Origin of the sequence: Bacillus sp. FSL M7-0558 (assembly GCF_038003245.1) — a bacterium.
In the GTDB taxonomy this organism is placed as follows: domain Bacteria; phylum Bacillota; class Bacilli; order Bacillales; family Bacillaceae; genus Bacillus; species Bacillus pumilus.
In genome coordinates this window covers 3,547,477-3,563,133 of the sequence record NZ_JBBOOU010000001.1, presented here as the reverse complement: position 1 = coordinate 3,563,133, position 15,657 = coordinate 3,547,477, and the positions used below count along the sequence as shown (strand labels likewise).

14 protein-coding genes and 2 riboswitches are annotated in these 15,657 nt (G+C 41.4%); of the genes, 11 read left to right on the top strand and 3 right to left on the bottom strand.

What is annotated here, in order from left to right:
- Positions 1 to 29 precede the first annotated feature (29 nt).
- The gene (locus tag MHB79_RS18155; protein WP_003214630.1) at positions 30 to 194 is read right to left on the bottom strand and encodes a hypothetical protein; all 165 of its coding nucleotides are present in this window, start codon (positions 192 to 194) and stop codon (positions 30 to 32) included.
- Positions 195 to 447: 253 nt separating this feature from the next.
- On the opposite strand from MHB79_RS18155, the gene MHB79_RS18150 reads away from it, so the two are divergent.
- The 11 genes from MHB79_RS18150 (at position 448) to MHB79_RS18100 (ending at position 12,860) form a co-directional block, all read left to right on the top strand.
- Positions 448 to 1,104, top strand: coding sequence for a type 1 glutamine amidotransferase domain-containing protein (locus MHB79_RS18150; protein WP_251190614.1), 657 nt, complete (start codon positions 448 to 450; stop codon positions 1,102 to 1,104).
- 141 nt (positions 1,105 to 1,245) lie between these two features.
- A complete protein-coding gene (locus MHB79_RS18145; protein ID WP_284907519.1) occupies positions 1,246 to 2,373 on the top strand; it encodes a hypothetical protein in 1,128 nt (375 codons plus the stop codon).
- A 56-nt stretch (positions 2,374 to 2,429) separates the two neighbouring features.
- Positions 2,430 to 2,533: riboswitch (TPP riboswitch) on the top strand.
- Between the two features lie 87 nt (positions 2,534 to 2,620).
- Entirely contained in the window at positions 2,621 to 3,307 is a 687-nt protein-coding gene (gene tenA / locus MHB79_RS18140; protein ID WP_050944574.1) for a thiaminase II, read from the top strand.
- Positions 3,304 to 3,903, top strand: coding sequence for an ECF transporter S component (locus tag MHB79_RS18135; protein ID WP_050944573.1), 600 nt, complete (start codon positions 3,304 to 3,306; stop codon positions 3,901 to 3,903). The genes tenA and MHB79_RS18135 overlap by 4 nt, the downstream gene beginning before the upstream one ends.
- Positions 3,878 to 5,476: an ABC transporter ATP-binding protein gene (locus tag MHB79_RS18130; RefSeq protein ID WP_226804464.1), complete on the top strand. Its 1,599-nt coding sequence runs from the start codon at positions 3,878 to 3,880 to the stop codon at positions 5,474 to 5,476. Before MHB79_RS18135 ends, MHB79_RS18130 begins: the two co-directional genes overlap by 26 nt.
- Positions 5,466 to 6,200, top strand: coding sequence for an energy-coupling factor transporter transmembrane component T family protein (locus MHB79_RS18125; protein WP_253622011.1), 735 nt, complete (start codon positions 5,466 to 5,468; stop codon positions 6,198 to 6,200). Before MHB79_RS18130 ends, MHB79_RS18125 begins: the two co-directional genes overlap by 11 nt.
- A gap of 149 nt (positions 6,201 to 6,349) precedes the next feature.
- Complete coding sequence (locus tag MHB79_RS18120) at positions 6,350 to 7,189, top strand: methyl-accepting chemotaxis protein (RefSeq protein WP_106032041.1); 840 nt, start codon at positions 6,350 to 6,352, stop codon at positions 7,187 to 7,189.
- 172 nt (positions 7,190 to 7,361) lie between these two features.
- The gene (locus tag MHB79_RS18115; RefSeq protein WP_340990442.1) at positions 7,362 to 8,177 is read left to right on the top strand and encodes a YwqG family protein; all 816 of its coding nucleotides are present in this window, start codon (positions 7,362 to 7,364) and stop codon (positions 8,175 to 8,177) included.
- A 224-nt stretch (positions 8,178 to 8,401) separates the two neighbouring features.
- The gene (licT, locus tag MHB79_RS18110) at positions 8,402 to 9,235 is read left to right on the top strand and encodes a BglG family transcription antiterminator LicT (protein ID WP_058013317.1); all 834 of its coding nucleotides are present in this window, start codon (positions 8,402 to 8,404) and stop codon (positions 9,233 to 9,235) included.
- Between the two features lie 327 nt (positions 9,236 to 9,562).
- On the top strand, positions 9,563 to 11,470 hold the full coding sequence (locus MHB79_RS18105; RefSeq protein WP_106029439.1) for a beta-glucoside-specific PTS transporter subunit IIABC: 1,908 nt from the start codon (positions 9,563 to 9,565) through the stop codon (positions 11,468 to 11,470).
- Positions 11,442 to 12,860 (top strand): glycoside hydrolase family 1 protein, encoded by a 1,419-nt coding sequence (locus MHB79_RS18100; RefSeq protein WP_137054176.1) that lies wholly within the window; start codon positions 11,442 to 11,444, stop codon positions 12,858 to 12,860. Before MHB79_RS18105 ends, MHB79_RS18100 begins: the two co-directional genes overlap by 29 nt.
- A gap of 54 nt (positions 12,861 to 12,914) precedes the next feature.
- Here MHB79_RS18100 and MHB79_RS18095 read toward each other — a convergent pair whose 3' ends face one another.
- Together MHB79_RS18095 and MHB79_RS18090 are read right to left on the bottom strand one after the other, a co-directional pair.
- Positions 12,915 to 14,039 carry a 5-methyltetrahydropteroyltriglutamate--homocysteine S-methyltransferase gene (locus tag MHB79_RS18095; RefSeq protein WP_253622014.1) on the bottom strand — a complete coding sequence of 375 codons (1,125 nt, stop codon included), beginning with the start codon at positions 14,037 to 14,039 and terminating at the stop codon, positions 12,915 to 12,917.
- Between the two features lie 87 nt (positions 14,040 to 14,126).
- Positions 14,127 to 14,239, bottom strand: a riboswitch (SAM riboswitch).
- A gap of 81 nt (positions 14,240 to 14,320) precedes the next feature.
- Complete coding sequence (locus tag MHB79_RS18090) at positions 14,321 to 15,640, bottom strand: gluconate:H+ symporter (RefSeq protein ID WP_340990441.1); 1,320 nt, start codon at positions 15,638 to 15,640, stop codon at positions 14,321 to 14,323.
- Between the last annotated feature and the right edge of the window lie 17 nt (positions 15,641 to 15,657).

Sequence of the window (15,657 nt, the reverse complement as noted above, 5' to 3'; positions counted from 1 at the left end):
AATAAAGTCGCCCGAGTAAAGGGCGGCTTTTATCTTTTTCGAAGACCCATTAGACGAATAATGGATGTCAGACATAGCGCAACGGCAACAGCCAAAATAATTTTTCCATACATGACCCCTGTTAAGTTCATCAAAAAGACGGCCAATATGATACAGAGCGTGATGATGATCATCACAATCGAATAGGTTTTCATCTCTTTTCCACTCCTTTAAAAGTCCCCTCACATCCGTGAGGTCTATCCATCTTACCTCATATGATATCACTCAATGACAATTTTACATGAAATTCCCTACCAATAGAATGTGACATATTGATTAGATTAATGACATGCCATATTTTTCAGAAAATCGGGTATACCATAAAGAGTTGCACCGAAGTTCAATTGCTTGATATTTAATTGTGCAAAATGTAAAATGAAAACATGATAAATCGAAAGGATGATCAAGGTGAGTAAGAAAGTGTTATTAGTATCGACAAGCAGTTCAGAAATGAACGGACATCCAACAGGCTTATGGCTAGAAGAGTTGGCAGAGCCATTTCATATTTTTAAAGAAAATGAACTAGATGTTCAAATTGTCTCTATTCAAGGTGGAACTGTCCCTATTGATAAAAATTCAATTCCAGAAGGTGTTCCAGCGCAATATGAAGATGTATATGAATTACTTCAAGACACAAAGGCGCTTACAGATGTGAACCCAGCTGATTATGATGGCATCTTCTTTGCGGGAGGACACGGCCCAATGATCGATTTTGCGTCTAATCAACTGGTAGCCGATGCAATCTTAGCTATTTCAAACAAAAATGGTGCAGTTGGAGCTGTTTGTCACGGCGTTTCAGCATTCATTGATGTGAAGGATCAAGATGGCAAATCATTTATCGAAGGTAAAAAAATCACAGGCTTCACAAACGAAGAAGAGGAAGCTGTTCAGCTGACATCAAAAGTTCCATTTTTATTGGAAACAAAACTTCGTGAGCAAGGGGCAGCGTTTGAAAAAGGAGCTGCCTTTGCACCATACGCTGTAGTTGACGGACAAATCATTACTGGACAAAATCCAGGTTCTAGTGCAGAAACAGCACGCCTGTTTGTTAAAACCATTTCATAAAGTGATCAAAAAACCAGTCGTAGCAAATACGGCTGGTTTTTTGTCATAAAGATTTCCTAAAAAAGACCATAACAATGAATGAAATAATGGTAAAATATTCACAGGGTAAAAAACCCAATTGAGGAAAAAGGGGATGTTCCTGTGAGAGCATTATATGGAAAAATCACTGCAGCTTTATTATCCATTCTACTCGTCACAACAGGTTTATTTTCACCAGTATTAAAAGCAGAAGAAGCACCGAAATCAGATGGGAAATTGTCACCACTGACGGAAAAAGCCATTCAGCAAGTGCAAGACTCGTTTTTGAAACAGGATGAAGGAACCGCTATCCAAAAGAAGCAGCTAAAAAAATCTTTTAAAGTAGATAAGAAAAATGGAATCAGTATCAAACGAAAAGCCGCTAAAGATGGTAAGATGCGTACATCTTCCGTTCGCTCCATTGATGGACTAGCCATCAACCAATCGGTTGTCTTATCAGAGGATGACCCAGTCGATTTATGGTTGTTAAGTACGACTTCACCTCAGGCACTCATCAGCCGAATTACCTCTTCAAATCCCGATTATTTCGTACAATTATTTGTTGTTGATTATGAAACTGGACAAGCTTATCCGACGGACTTGATTCAGCCAGCAGGCAGTCTCCTTGGTTTGACCAATTTACCAGCAGGTGACTACGCATTCGGTATCACAAGCGGTGGAAATTTCGGAGACTCTTACACGTTACAAGTGAATGCAAAAAACCCACCCAATTTCACTGGGGCTGTTTCCCTCTCCTCAACCTTGCAATACTTTGTAGCTGAGTATGCGAATGGGGATGTTTTCGCTAATGGTACAAAAGTGTATAACAAACAATCTAAGACCGCCGATTATAAATGGGAGCGTGTATTTTATTTCTCCTATGACGGAAAATATGATCAGAGAACCCATTCTGTTGAAAGTGTGAAAGTGAAAAGTATTTCTGCACCAGTATCGTACTCTGCTCCTTATGCGAGTTCATCTGAGGCCATTCTCGTCTACTTAGATGTGGAGACGTTATTTATGTATCATGAATCATCGTTTGCTAGCGGACAATACTACCATAGTAGCTTTGTTGATACACTTGGAAAGACAACGCCAAGGCGTTTAGATATTGATGATATGACAAATTACGGCGATCATATTTTAGCTGTTGATTTGAAAACGGGAAAACCAATTGATTTCTTCAGTGTCCTTAATTTTTACTATGCTGCAGGGATCGAAAAGCTGCCTACGATCAGAACGTTGAATTAAGAAAGGCGGTTGACAGCAAATCTCTACATGTGTAAAGTAAAGATAATTAAATGACAAAAGTCCACTAGGGGAGTCATGTATGACTGAGACAAGAGAAAATCTTGGACCCTTTGAACCTGATCTAGTTTGTACTAGCGGAGGGAAGTGGAGCTGGACCTCGTCTTATTCATGATTGAATCGATAAGAAGGCCGCTCCATTTGGGGTGGCTTTTTCATTTATTCAACTGAAGAAGAGGAGGCTTTTTTTATGACGTTTTCAGCGCAATTAAGAGAAGAAACAGAACCATTATTTGAAGCCATTTATCAGCATCCGTTTGTCAGAGGGCTGGCAGCAGGAAAGCTGGAAAAGGAACAGATCATTCATTACGTCAAACAAGATGCAGAATATTTACATGCTTTTATTAAAATTTATGCAGCGGCTCTTAGCAGATGTACAGACAAAGGAGATATTGCCTTTTTCCATCAGCAGATTGCGTTTGTACTAGATAGTGAGACACACCCTCATCAAAATCTTTGCCGAGTGGCAGGTGTATCATATGATGAGCTCCAAGGTGCCCCGCTTGCTCCGAGTGCTCATCACTATATTCATCATATGCTGCAAGTTGCCAAGGAAGGCACGCTTGGAGAAATCATCGCTGTCCTGCTTCCATGCCCTTGGACATATTGGGAAATCGGGAAACGAATGCTCGCAGATGTGCAGCCTGACCCATCACATCCTTTTTATGAGTGGATCACATTTTATGGAGGGTTAACCGACTCTATTACAGTAGAGCTTTGCAAGCGGCTCGATCAGCTGGCGGAAGCAGCAAGTGAGAAAGAAAAGGAAAAAATGAAACAGCACTTTATCTTAAGCTGTCAGCTTGAGTACAAGTTTTGGGATATGGCGTTTACGGTGGAAGATTGGCCAGTTCCATTGGAGGTGCATTCATCATGACATGGAAGATGAAAGAAGTTGTCCTTGCTGTCATTTTATCCGTTGCATGTGGTGTCATCTATTTAGGGTGGTCCACACTTTACTTACCCATTACAGCACTTGTTGGCCCAGCAGGAGGCAACATCATGTTTGGCATTTGGGTGATTGCCAGTCCAATCGTCGCGTATATCATCCAAAAGCCGGGAGCTGCCCTGATTGCAGAAACAGCCGCTGCCGCAGTGGAATTACTAACAGGCAGCCACTTCGGTCTTGCAGCCCTGCTGATTGGTGTATGCCAAGGGCTTGGGGCAGAAATTGCTTTTGCTCTTTTTGGTTATAAACGATATCGCATGTGGACACTGATGCTGTCAGGTGCCTTTGCAGCTGTTGGAGCAATGGCTTACAGCCTCGTTGCGAATGGCTTTGGTTATTACACGCCTCAAGTTTTACTCATCACACTGATGACTCAAATCATCAGCGGAATGATACTGGGCGGATGTTTAGCAAAAGTAGTGGTGGACGCATTATCTAAAACTGGTGTATTGAATCAATATGCCATCATGAAAGAAAAACGAAACAAAGGTGAACAGCATGGATTCATTTCTCGCGTGCAATAATCTCACTGTCCGTTTTTATGAACAGCCTCAGCCCGTGTTGCATCAAATCTCTCTTTCCATTCAAAAAGGAGAAAAGGTGCTTATTTTAGGACCAAGCGGCAGCGGTAAATCCACGCTCATCTCCGTTCTGGCTGGCATCATTCCAGAACATTTAGAAGCGGACATGCAGGGCGAAGTGATATTGCAAAGACATACAGGCGTCATGTTTCAGGACCCTGATTCCCAGTTTTGTATGCATCGCGTCAATGAAGAAATTGCCTTTAGCTTAGAGAACCGTTCTGTCCCTCGTGACGAGATGGATGGCATCATTCAGCAGCTCATGCAAAAAGTCCAACTTGATGTCGATCCGAATACAGACATCCACACATTATCTGGCGGCATGAAGCAGCGATTGGCGCTTGCTTGTTTACTAGCGTTAGAGCCAGATGTGCTGTTCTTTGATGAACCGACCGCACAGCTTGATCCAGCAGGAAGAATGGAGATATTTCAGCTTTTACAGCAGCTTGCAGCTGATCAGCGACAAACCATGATTTTTGTAGAGCATGTGCTAGATGGTGTCATTGAATGGATGGACCGGGTGATTTTATTAGACGATCAAGGCAGCATCTTAGCAGATGGGTCTCCAAAAGATGTATTGACGACATATGAAAAAGAAATGAAAGAGGCAGGAATTTGGAGGCCGAAATTATTTCCCGAGAAATGGTCTACGATCCTTCAAGATCCATTTCATCCAATGAGTCACAAGCTTATGCAAACCTTTGAAGCAAGAAAGAAGCAGAATGAAAAAGTGCCGTCGACTAAGCGGGAGACCATCATTCGTTCAGAAGATCTTCAATTAAGCTACGGGAGAAAGAGGATTATGAGTGATCTTCAGCTTGATATCAAAGCAGGGGATTGGGTGGCGATCATTGGGGAAAATGGAAGCGGGAAAAGCACATGTCTTAAACATTTGGTTCGTTTAGAGCCAACGAAAAAAGGCCACATTTTTTTAAAAGAGACACTCCTTAAAAAGTGGTCAGACCGAGAACTATATGAAAAGGCAGGCTTTGTGTTTCAAAATCCGGAGCTTCAATTCATACAAGATACAGTGTTCGATGAAATTGCATTTGGTGGAAGGCAGCGTAATTGGCCAGAATCCGTTGTGCAAGAAAAAACAGTTCAGCTATTGAAAGAGTTCGGTTTAGAAAAGCATGCAAAAGCTCACCCTTTCACTTTAAGCCTAGGTCAAAAAAGAAGATTGAGTGTGGCTACAATGCTCCTTTTTGATCAGGATGTCCTATTGTTAGACGAGCCGACTTTCGGGCAGGATGAAAGAACAGCGAAGGAATTAATCAGGCGCTTGAAAGATCGTCAACGCCAAGGCACCACTATTTTAATGGTCACACATGATATGGACCTTGTCGATGAGTGTGCCAATCAAGTGCTTCTTTTTCATCAAGGAAAGCATGTGTATGATGGCACGCCTTATGATTTGTTTTCAAATCAGGAACTTGTCGATGCTTATCAGCTGAGAGCCCCGCTGCATTATCGCTATGTGGCTGAAAGAAAGGACGTGCTGACGATTGCAAAGTAATCATTCCTTTCTTTCCACTGTGAATCCAGTCATCAAATTACTCGCTCATCTACTTGCGATGTGTTGTCTCATGGCGATATCTGATCCTAAAACAACCTTCATCATCTGGCTGTTTGCACTTTGTGTTGGACTTGTCTTAGGCGGATGGAATTTGAAGTATCTTTTCACAAGACTTGTCCCTTATCTGCTCTTTTTTATTCTCGTGTTCTGGATGATGGCGGCCTTTGGCAAGGGGGATCATACTGTTTGGAAATGGGCATGGTTTCATATGACAGAGGAGAGTTTAAGAAATGGACTCACCATCGCTCTCAGAATGCTTGGCTTTGTGACATTTGGTCTTTTGTTTACGTCCACAACAGATTTGACAGCATTTATGATGAGCCTCATTCATCAGTGCAAAATGTCGCCAAAATGGGCGTATGGAATGCTTGCTGGCTTCCGGTTTATTCCGTTATTTCAAAGTGAATTAAAGCAAATGAAGGCGGCACATAAAATCAGAGGCTATAAGCAAAAAAACAGCTGGAAAGCCTTTATGCGTTATGCACTTCCACTTTTTACACAGGGCGTACGAAAATCAGAACGTTTGGCCATTGCGATGGAAGCAAGAGGCTTCACAGGTGAGAGGGAGCGGACGTATTATCATGTCATCAGCACTTCATGGATCGACTATATGTATCTTTTGCTCATCGTTATCAGTGTCTTGATATGCATGTCCTTTTTTTAAAAACCCCCACATTCTCTTGATAGAATGTGGGCTTTTTATATGTCTTAGGTCATTTGATTGATATTAGTACACATTACAGGCTGTAATAGATCTTATAACGAACCGATAAAGAGGATGTACTGAGAAAAAGAGAGGATGAACGTGAGCGAATGTCACAGAAAATTGATAACATAATAGACGCTTTACCAATCATTGGACTAGCTATGAGAGAGCAACTAACCTTTTCTGTTTTAGGGAAAGAGAAGGTTCTTTATTATCAGCAACATGGAAACATTGACCTAGGGTTTAAAGCTGGAGATATCGTAGCTCCAGGATTCGAAAACTTTTCTATGTTGAAAAATGGGAGAGAGCCATCGTTTATCCAAATTCCGAAAGAAGTATACGGGATTCCAATGGATATTGTAGCCGTTCCAATTAAAGATGAAGCGGGTCAAGTAGTCGCTGCTTTCTGCGTTGCCTATGATCAGACCAATCAACAACGATTAGATGACATCATGACAGAGAGTAACCAAGCTTCCGAAAAACTAGTCGCAATGGTACAGCAAGTTGCTGCACATTCAGAGGAACTACAAGCGACAAGTGAACAAATTCTACAAAACACGAAAACCACTGTAGAAAATTCCTCTAAAATCAATCAAGTGTCCAATCTTATCAAAGGTATCTCTGATCAAACGAACTTACTTGGACTCAACGCATCAATTGAGGCTGCAAGAGTAGGTGAAGCAGGAGCAGGATTCGGAGTGGTCGCAACGGAAGTGAGAAAGCTGTCAACTCACGCCAAACAAGCGACGACTGATATTGAAACAGCGCTAAAAGATGTACAGGGGTCGATTAAAGGAATGGAAGAAGAAATAGCACAAATTGTCGCTTCTTCTGAGCATCAAGCAGAGCTTGTAGGCACGTTCACAAAAATTATTGAAGGTCTTCATGAAACAAATGAAACGATGAAATCACTCGCAGAAGACTTAGTGAATTATCAAGTGAAATAAAAAATAGATTGACCACAACCTCCAGATCAATCGGAGGTTTTTTTCGTTTTAAGGTAAGGAACTTGTTAGGATATTGACCGATTGATCGCTGACAGGCAGTGTACACTTCTGTATGATAGAAAAAGAGATACTACCCTGGTCAGTAGACCTATTCATAAGGAGGAAGACCATCGTGACACAATCAGCGAAGCTACAAGAAATCATAGCACCTTACCGTAAAATGTTAGATCGAACGGAACAGCCAACGATTCAACTAAAGATGAAACAAGGAAAAACAGGACCATACGACAGCAAAATTGCAGGTGATCCTTACTTCCCTAAAAACGATGAATATCCAGTTGATGGTGAAGGACACCCTATGAAGCTTTTGGCACAAATTAATTTTGGCCAGCTGCCGAAGCTGAAGGATTATCCAGAAACAGGACTTCTGCAAATTTTTATTTCTGTGCATGATGATCTTTATGGGATGAATATTGACCAAAAAACAGAGCAAAAAGATTTTCGGATCAAATTTATTGAGGAACCTTTCTTGGCAGAAGAAGAGTTGTTGACTGATTTTTCTTTTGTGAAAATTTCTGATGATTTTTATTTTCCTGTAACGAAGGAAGGCGCCATTACAGGTGAACGATCAAGTGAAACGATTAGTGTAGAAGATTTCCGCTTTGAGAAAATCACAGGTAAGCGAAGCTGGGACCTATTCGAAGATATAGAAGGTATTGATGGAGATGAAGCAGATGCCTTGTTAGATGAATTTTATGAGACAGAGAGTGGCTTTGGTCACAAATTGGGTGGATATCCAGGCTTTACACAAGAGGACCCGCGTACCTACGAAGACCAGGAACATACCGTTCTGTTATTACAAATCGACTCAGATGATGAAGTGGACATGTTGTGGGGAGATTGCGGAATCGCCAACTTTTTTATCAAACCAGAAGACCTCAAACGAAAAAATTTCGAGAATGTCGTCTATAATTGGGATTGCTCCTAATTTTGTAAAAAACACTCTTTATAGAGTGTTTTTGTGTATGTTTTTAGACTTTTTTGCCCCTATTTCGTCATTTTTGAGAGGTAATATGTCATTCTTTCTAGTTGACCGTATCAAAAAAAAATGTAAAATCATCTTAAAGTCCTCTTTTTTGAAAATAATAATAACATGACATATCAATCAACAATGAGATGCTCGAAAAAGCGGAATGTACTGGGGGGTATCAATTGATCATTTCGAAAGTAATCAATAATAATGTGGTCAGTGCGTATGATGACGAGCAGCATGAGCTGGTCATTATGGGCAGAGGGATCGCTTTTCAAAAGAAAAGTGGAGACCCGATTGACGAAGAACGTATTGAGAAAGTATTTTCCATTCAAAATAAAGATATATCAGAAAAATTCAAAACCCTGCTTTATGATATTCCAATCGAGTATATGCAAGTGTGTGAGGCGATTATTGATCATGCGAGAACAACCCTTAATAAAAATTTGAATGACAGCATCTATGTGACACTGACAGATCATATCACCTTTGCTATTGAACGTCATCAAAAAGGAATGGACATCAAAAATGCCCTGCTCTGGGAAATTAAGCGGTTGTACAAAGATGAGTTTATGTGTGGTGTAGAAGCGATTCGGATTATTCAGGACAAGCTCAACATTCATCTTCCTGAGGATGAAGCCGGTTTTATTGCGATGCACATTGTCAATGCAGAGCTCAATGAAGAAATGCCGAACGTGATTCAAATTACCAAACTCATTCAAGATATTTTAAATATCGTCAAGTATCACTTTCAAATTGATTTAGACGAGGAATCATTAAACTATTTCCGTTTTGTCACGCATTTGAAGTTTTTTGGACAGCGTCTGTTTAACGAAACACAAATGGAAAATCAAAATGAATTCCTGTATGAGGTCGTAAAAGAGAAAAACACTGCAGCTTTCCAATGTGCTGAGAAAATTAACGATTATGTTCAAAAAGAACACAACCGAAGTCTCATAGAAGATGAGATGCTATATTTAACTTTGCATATCGACAGAGTGATAAAAAGAAAATAAATTTAAAAAGAAAGCGTTGACATCATAAAATTAACATGATAATTTATAACTATAAACGAAATAACCCACAATCTTTTAGGATTGTTACTGGTCAAGCAGGCAAAACCTAAATCATTGTCCCTATCTTTGATAAGGCATGATTTAGGTTTTTTTATATCCAAAGACTTATAAAAATTAAATAACGATCAATCGCTATGAAGGATTGTTACTGGTTAAGCAGGCAAAACCTAAATATCGATTAATGTCTGAATCGCTATTTTTCGGACATTAATGGATGTTTAGGTTTTTTCTATATCATGATTTAATCAACGATTGGAGGGTAATACAATGAACCACAAACAAACAGCAAAAGAAGTTCTAGAGCTTGTCGGCGGTGAAAAGAATGTTAAGCAAGTCACGCATTGTATGACAAGACTTCGCTTCAACTTATACGATGAAGGCAAAGCGGATAAGGAGAAGCTGCAATCAACAGACGGCGTCATGGGTGTGAATCAAAGCGGAGGTCAATATCATGTTATTATTGGCAATGATGTTTCAAATGTCTATCAAGCGATGATTGCTGACTCAGGCCTGTCAACAGATGTAAAGTCAGGCGGTACAGAAGAAGCATCAAAACAAAATGTGATATCTAAGCTTTTCGATTTTATCTCTGGTGTCTTCACACCGATTCTTCCAGCCATTGCTGGTGCCGGTATGATCAAAGGGATCTTGGCACTCATGCTTACGTTCCAGTGGATATCGGATAAAAGCAGCACATATGCAATTTTAACAGCTATCGGCGACGGAGCCTTTTACTTCTTACCGATTCTGCTTGCTGTAAGCGTAGCCAAAAAAATTGGCACAAATCAGTATATCGCCGCTGCCATTGCAGCCGCCGCACTGCACCCGCAGTTAACGGCTTTACTAGGCGCAGGAAATACAGAATTTCTAGGGCTACCAGTGGTTGCCGTTGTGTACTCTTCATCGGTCATTCCGATTCTACTCACCATCTGGCTCGGCTCATATGTTGAAAGATTCGCGGAAAAATATAGCCCAAAATCATTGAAGATCATCCTTGTTCCAACGGTCACACTTCTTGTCGTAGTACCAATTATGCTTATCGCAGTAGGACCGCTTGGTGGGATTATCGGAAATGGCCTTTCAGGTGGAATTGATTTATTGTTCAAACATGCAGGTATTTTGGCCGGACTCTTGATCGGCGGCTTCATGTCACCATTGATCATTACGGGCATGCACTATGCACTACTTCCAATTATGATCAACAACATTACGTTAAACGGTTTTGACTTCATTCTTCCAATGATGTTTGTAGCAAATATGGCACAAGCAGGCGCAGCATTCGGTGTCTTCTTAAGATCAAAAAACAAAACATTCAAATCATTGGCGATGTCTACAAGTATCACTGCATTAATGGGTATTACTGAACCTGCTATGTATGGTGTGAACATGCGATTGAAAAAACCGTTCCTTGCAGCCCTCATTGGTGCAGCAGCAGGCGGCGTGTTCATGTCAATCTTTAAAGTAAAATCATATGTGATATCTGGATCAGCAGGTCTCCCGGGTCTCCCGACATTCATTGGCCCAACATTTGTCTACTCTATCATCGGCTTAGTAATCGCCTTTGTCGCAGCAACGATCATGACACTTGTTCTAGGATTCAAAGATGTACCAGTGAAAGATGATACAAAAGCAGACAAACCAGAAGAAAAGAAAGACACAGCAGCACTTCAAAATGAAGTGGTACAAAGCCCGCTTGAAGGTCAATTAAAGCCGCTAAATCAAGTAAATGATGCAACATTCTCTAATGAAATCATGGGTAAAGGTACAGCTATTGTCCCAGCAGTTGGACGTGTAGTAGCACCATTCAACGGCAAGGTTGAAACCATTTTTCAAACGAAACATGCCATTGGCTTAAAGAGTGACCAAGGCACTGAGCTTCTCATTCATGTTGGAATTGATACGGTGAAGCTCGGCGGAAAACATTTCACAAGTCATGTAGAGTCAGGCGATCTTGTTCAAGCAGGAGATGTGCTCGTTGAATTTGATATCGAGGGCATTCAGCAAGAAGGCTATGATGTCACCACACCAATTATTGTGACCAACACAAACGATTTTGCACAAGTTGATGCGAAAACAGAAGGCACGATTTCAGTACAAGAGACACTGCTCACAGTCAGTGTAGAAGAAAATGAGGAGGGCATTCAACATGAACAAGTTAGAAAAAACATTTCCTAAAGGTTTCTTATGGGGCGGCGCTGTTGCGGGCAACCAAATTGAAGGTGCTTATAATAAAGATGGAAAAGGCTTATCGACAGCTGATGTATCACCGCACGGTATTATGCATCCATTCGATGAATCAATGAAAGACTTGAACTTATATCATGATGCGATTGACTTCTACCATCGCTATAAAGAAGATATTGCACTCTTTGCAGAAATGGGATTCAAATGCTTCAGACTATCCATTTCTTGGCCACGTATTTTCCCAAATGGCGACGATGCTGAACCAAATGAAGCAGGCCTTGCTTTTTATGACAGAGTATTTGATGAACTGCATAAGCATGGAATTGAACCAGTTGTCACGATTTCTCATTATGAAATGCCGCTTGCACTTGTGAAAAACTACGGCGGTTGGAGAAACCGTAAGCTTGTCGATCTTTATGAAACATACGCGAAAACGTTGTTTACTCGCTATAAAGACAAAGTGAAATATTGGATGACCTTTAATGAAATCAACGTCGTGTTACATGCGCCTTTCACTGGTGGCGGACTTGTATTTGAAGAGGGCGAAGACGAGAAAAGCATTCAATATCAAGCAGCGCATCACCAATTTGTTGCAAGTGCTTTAGCTGTCAAAGCAGGACACGAAATCATTCCTGATGCGAAAATCGGCTGTATGATCGCAGCGATGACAACTTATCCGTACAGCTCAAGACCAGAAGATATGTTTGCAGCGATTGATCAAGATCGTAAAACATTGTTCTTCTCAGATGTACAGGCAAGAGGCTACTACCCAGGTTACATGAAACGATACTTCCGCGAAAATGGAATTCATATTGAGATCCAAGATGGTGATGAAGACATCCTAAGAAACCATACAGTGGACTATATTGGCTTCAGCTATTACATGAGCTTTGTGACAAGTACAGATCCAGAGGTTCTTGGACAAGTGACTGGTGGTAACCTATTTGAAGGCGTGAAAAACCCTTATCTAGAAGCAAGTGATTGGGGATGGCAAATTGATCCAAAAGGACTTCGTACAACACTAAACCAACTATATGACCGCTACCAAAAACCATTGTTTATCGTAGAAAATGGATTGGGAGCTGTCGATCAAGTAGAAGAAGACGGTTCCATTCAAGACGATTACCGAATTGATTACCTCAGAAGCCATTTGCTAGAGGCGAGAGAAGCCATTGCAGACGGAGTAGACTTGATGGGTTATACAAGCTGGGGCCCAATTGACCTTGTCAGCGCATCAACAGCTGAAATGAAAAAACGCTACGGCTTCATTTATGTCGACCGTGATAACGAAGGAAAAGGTACATTAGATAGAAAGAAAAAGAAAAGCTTCGATTGGTATAAACAAGTGATTGCGACAAATGGTAATCATTTAGATGCATAAAAGAAAAAAGACAAACCGTTCATACTGCGGTTTGTCTTTTTTTCGTCAAGGGGACTATGAAGTCCACACTTGATCTGCAATCTCAATCACATGACGAAGCTTTTCCCATTGCTGCTCTTCTGTTAACAAATTGCCTTCCTCCGTTGAGGCGAACCCGCATTGCGGACTCAAGCAAATCTGGTTAATGTCAACGTATTGAGCTGCTTCCTTGATTCGTTTTTTAATCTGTTCAGCAGGCTCAAGCTCACCATATTTTGAAGTGACAAGCCCTAGTACGATTTGGAGGTTTGGGTTCTTCACATAGCGAAGGGGTTCAAAACCGCCAGAACGATCGTCGTCGAATTCTAAAAAGAGACCATCCAGATCTAAGCCGTCAAAAATCGTTTCTGCCGCTGCTTCATAACCGCCTTCAGCTGCCCACGTCGATTTAAAGTTACCACGGCAAATGTGCATAGTGATCACCAAATCCTCTGGACGATCGGCAACTGCTTCATTGATTGTTTTCGCAAATGACTCACGCAGTTCATCTTCTTCTCGGCCAAAGGCTTTGATTTGTTCATGCCCTTTTTCAGAAAAGAACACGGCCCATGCTGTATCATCCAGCTGCAAGTAGCGGCAGCCTGCATCATAAAAAGCACGGATGGCTTTCTTATACGCCTGTGCCACATCATGGTGGAATGCCTCTAGGCTGTCGTATACTCCTTCTTCAAGCTTTCCACGGAAAAAGAGCATATTCGGACTTGGAATCGTCATTTTAGCCGTATGATCCCCAGCGATGCTGTGAAGGAATCGATAATCCTCCAGCATTGGATGATCTGTAAAATCAATCTTGCCCGTTACCTTGATGCCCCGTGCTTTTGTCGTCGTATTGTGGAATTGAATACCTTGATCTGCTTCAAATCCTTCGACCCCATCGAGCCCCTCGAGAAAGTCAAAATGCCACCAAGCACGTCTGAATTCGCCATCTGTGACAACCTCTAATCCAATTTCCTTTTGCTTCTCAACAATACGAGTGATTTCTTCATTTTCAATTTGTCGGAGCTGCTCTGCTGTCAGTGTGCCGTCTGCTTTTTGCTTGCGTGCTTCCTTGATACGTTCTGAACGAAGTAAACTGCCTACTTGATCTGCGCGAAATGGCGGTTTCGTTGTTTTCTTTCCAATGCTTTGTACTTGTGTCATGCTGAATCCCTTCTTTCTACAGGTTAAAAATCAAATAAAAAAGCTCTTCCTTGGATAAGGAAGAGCATCATATACTGAGAGAACTCTGCCTTATCTTCAAACAAGCATCTGCTTGCTTAAGGAATTAGCACCATTCTGTTCCGAGGAACAGCGGTTGCCGGGTTTCACAGGGCCAGTCCCTCCACCACTCTTAATAAGGTTACCTTTTGATTCAATTTTCTTAATAAACATAATTATTCAACTTTTCCGAGTGAAAGTCAATGGTTTTTACAGTTAATTTTCTACATGAACAAATCAGCGACGAGAACACCCGCTAGTCCGACAAGTGAAAGAACGGTCACCATCAATGTCCACGTTTTAAAGGTTTGGGCCATGGACAGGTTAAAGTATTCTTTGTAAATCCAGAAACCCGCATCATTCACGTGAGAGAACGTAATACTGCCAGCACCTGTTGCGATCACCATTAATTCTGGGCTCACACCTGTCAATCCAATCAAAGGAGCAGAAATGCCAGCCGCTGTGAGACCGGCGACGGTGGCTGATCCTAAAGATACACGAAGGACCGCAGCAATCAACCAGGTGAGAAGCAGTGGAGAAAGCGTGCTTCCTTGCATGATTCCTGCAATGTATTGATCAACCCCGCTATCAATGAGCACCTGTTTAAAGGCGCCGCCACCTGCAATAATTAATAAAATCATGGCAATAGAACCGATAGAATCTGTGATCGACTTCATCACATCCTGCATGCTCTTGCCTCTGCCAAGTCCAAACGTGTAGATAGCAAGAAGCACGGAGATTAACAGTGCAATCGCCGGTTCACCTAAAAACTCAGCGGTTGGCAGTAATGGGGAGGACGGGAAGAAAATTTCTAAAACTGCTCTGAATGTCATGAGCAATACAGGCAAAACAGCGGTGAAAATACTAATGCCGAAGCTTGGCATTTCTCCTTCTGTAAATTCCTTTGGATTAAATAAGTTCTTTGGAATATGTGCGTGCAACTGATCTTTTTTAAATAGTTTCGTAAAGAGAAGTCCACCTACTAAAACAGCAGGAATCGCTAAAATAATCCCAACTAATAAGGTTTGTCCCATGTTTGCTTGAAATACATTTGCAATGGCAGTCGGCCCTGGGTGAGGAGGGAGGAAGCCATGTGTGGTGATGAGTGCAGCGACGAGCGGCATACCCACATAAAGCACAGGTAGTCTTGCAGCTTGTGCGATCGTAAAGACTAGTGGAATTAAGATAATGAATCCGGTTTCATAAAATAGAGCAATTCCGATCACAAATCCCGTCAGCATCGTTGCCCATTGAATTTTTCCAATACCGAATCGGTCAATGAGTGTCATCGCAATACGCTGAGCTCCGCCAGAATCAGCCATCAATTTACCAAGCATCGCCCCAAAACCGAGAACGAGTGCGAGGTGACCGAGCGTACTGCCGAGTCCTTTTTCGACGGAAGCAATCGCTTCAAGTGGTGACATTCCTTCTAAAACAGCAACAATTAAAGAAACAATAATCAAAGATATGAAAGCGTTTAACTTAAAGACAACCATGAGTAAAAGCAATAATAAAACGCCAAGTCCGATAAACACTAACGACATGATCTTTCCTCCTTTGT

Coding starts and splice junctions, on each gene's coding strand:
- MHB79_RS18155 (WP_003214630.1), bottom strand. CDS start 194: ATGAAAACCTATTCGATTGTGATGATCATCATCACGCTCTGTATCATA.
- tenA (WP_050944574.1), top strand. CDS start 2,621: ATGACGTTTTCAGCGCAATTAAGAGAAGAAACAGAACCATTATTTGAA.
- MHB79_RS18135 (WP_050944573.1), top strand. CDS start 3,304: ATGACATGGAAGATGAAAGAAGTTGTCCTTGCTGTCATTTTATCCGTT.
- MHB79_RS18130 (WP_226804464.1), top strand. CDS start 3,878: ATGGATTCATTTCTCGCGTGCAATAATCTCACTGTCCGTTTTTATGAA.
- MHB79_RS18120 (WP_106032041.1), top strand. CDS start 6,350: ATGTCACAGAAAATTGATAACATAATAGACGCTTTACCAATCATTGGA.
- MHB79_RS18105 (WP_106029439.1), top strand. CDS start 9,563: ATGAACCACAAACAAACAGCAAAAGAAGTTCTAGAGCTTGTCGGCGGT.
- MHB79_RS18100 (WP_137054176.1), top strand. CDS start 11,442: ATGAACAAGTTAGAAAAAACATTTCCTAAAGGTTTCTTATGGGGCGGC.
- MHB79_RS18095 (WP_253622014.1), bottom strand. CDS start 14,039: ATGACACAAGTACAAAGCATTGGAAAGAAAACAACGAAACCGCCATTT.
- MHB79_RS18090 (WP_340990441.1), bottom strand. CDS start 15,640: ATGTCGTTAGTGTTTATCGGACTTGGCGTTTTATTATTGCTTTTACTC.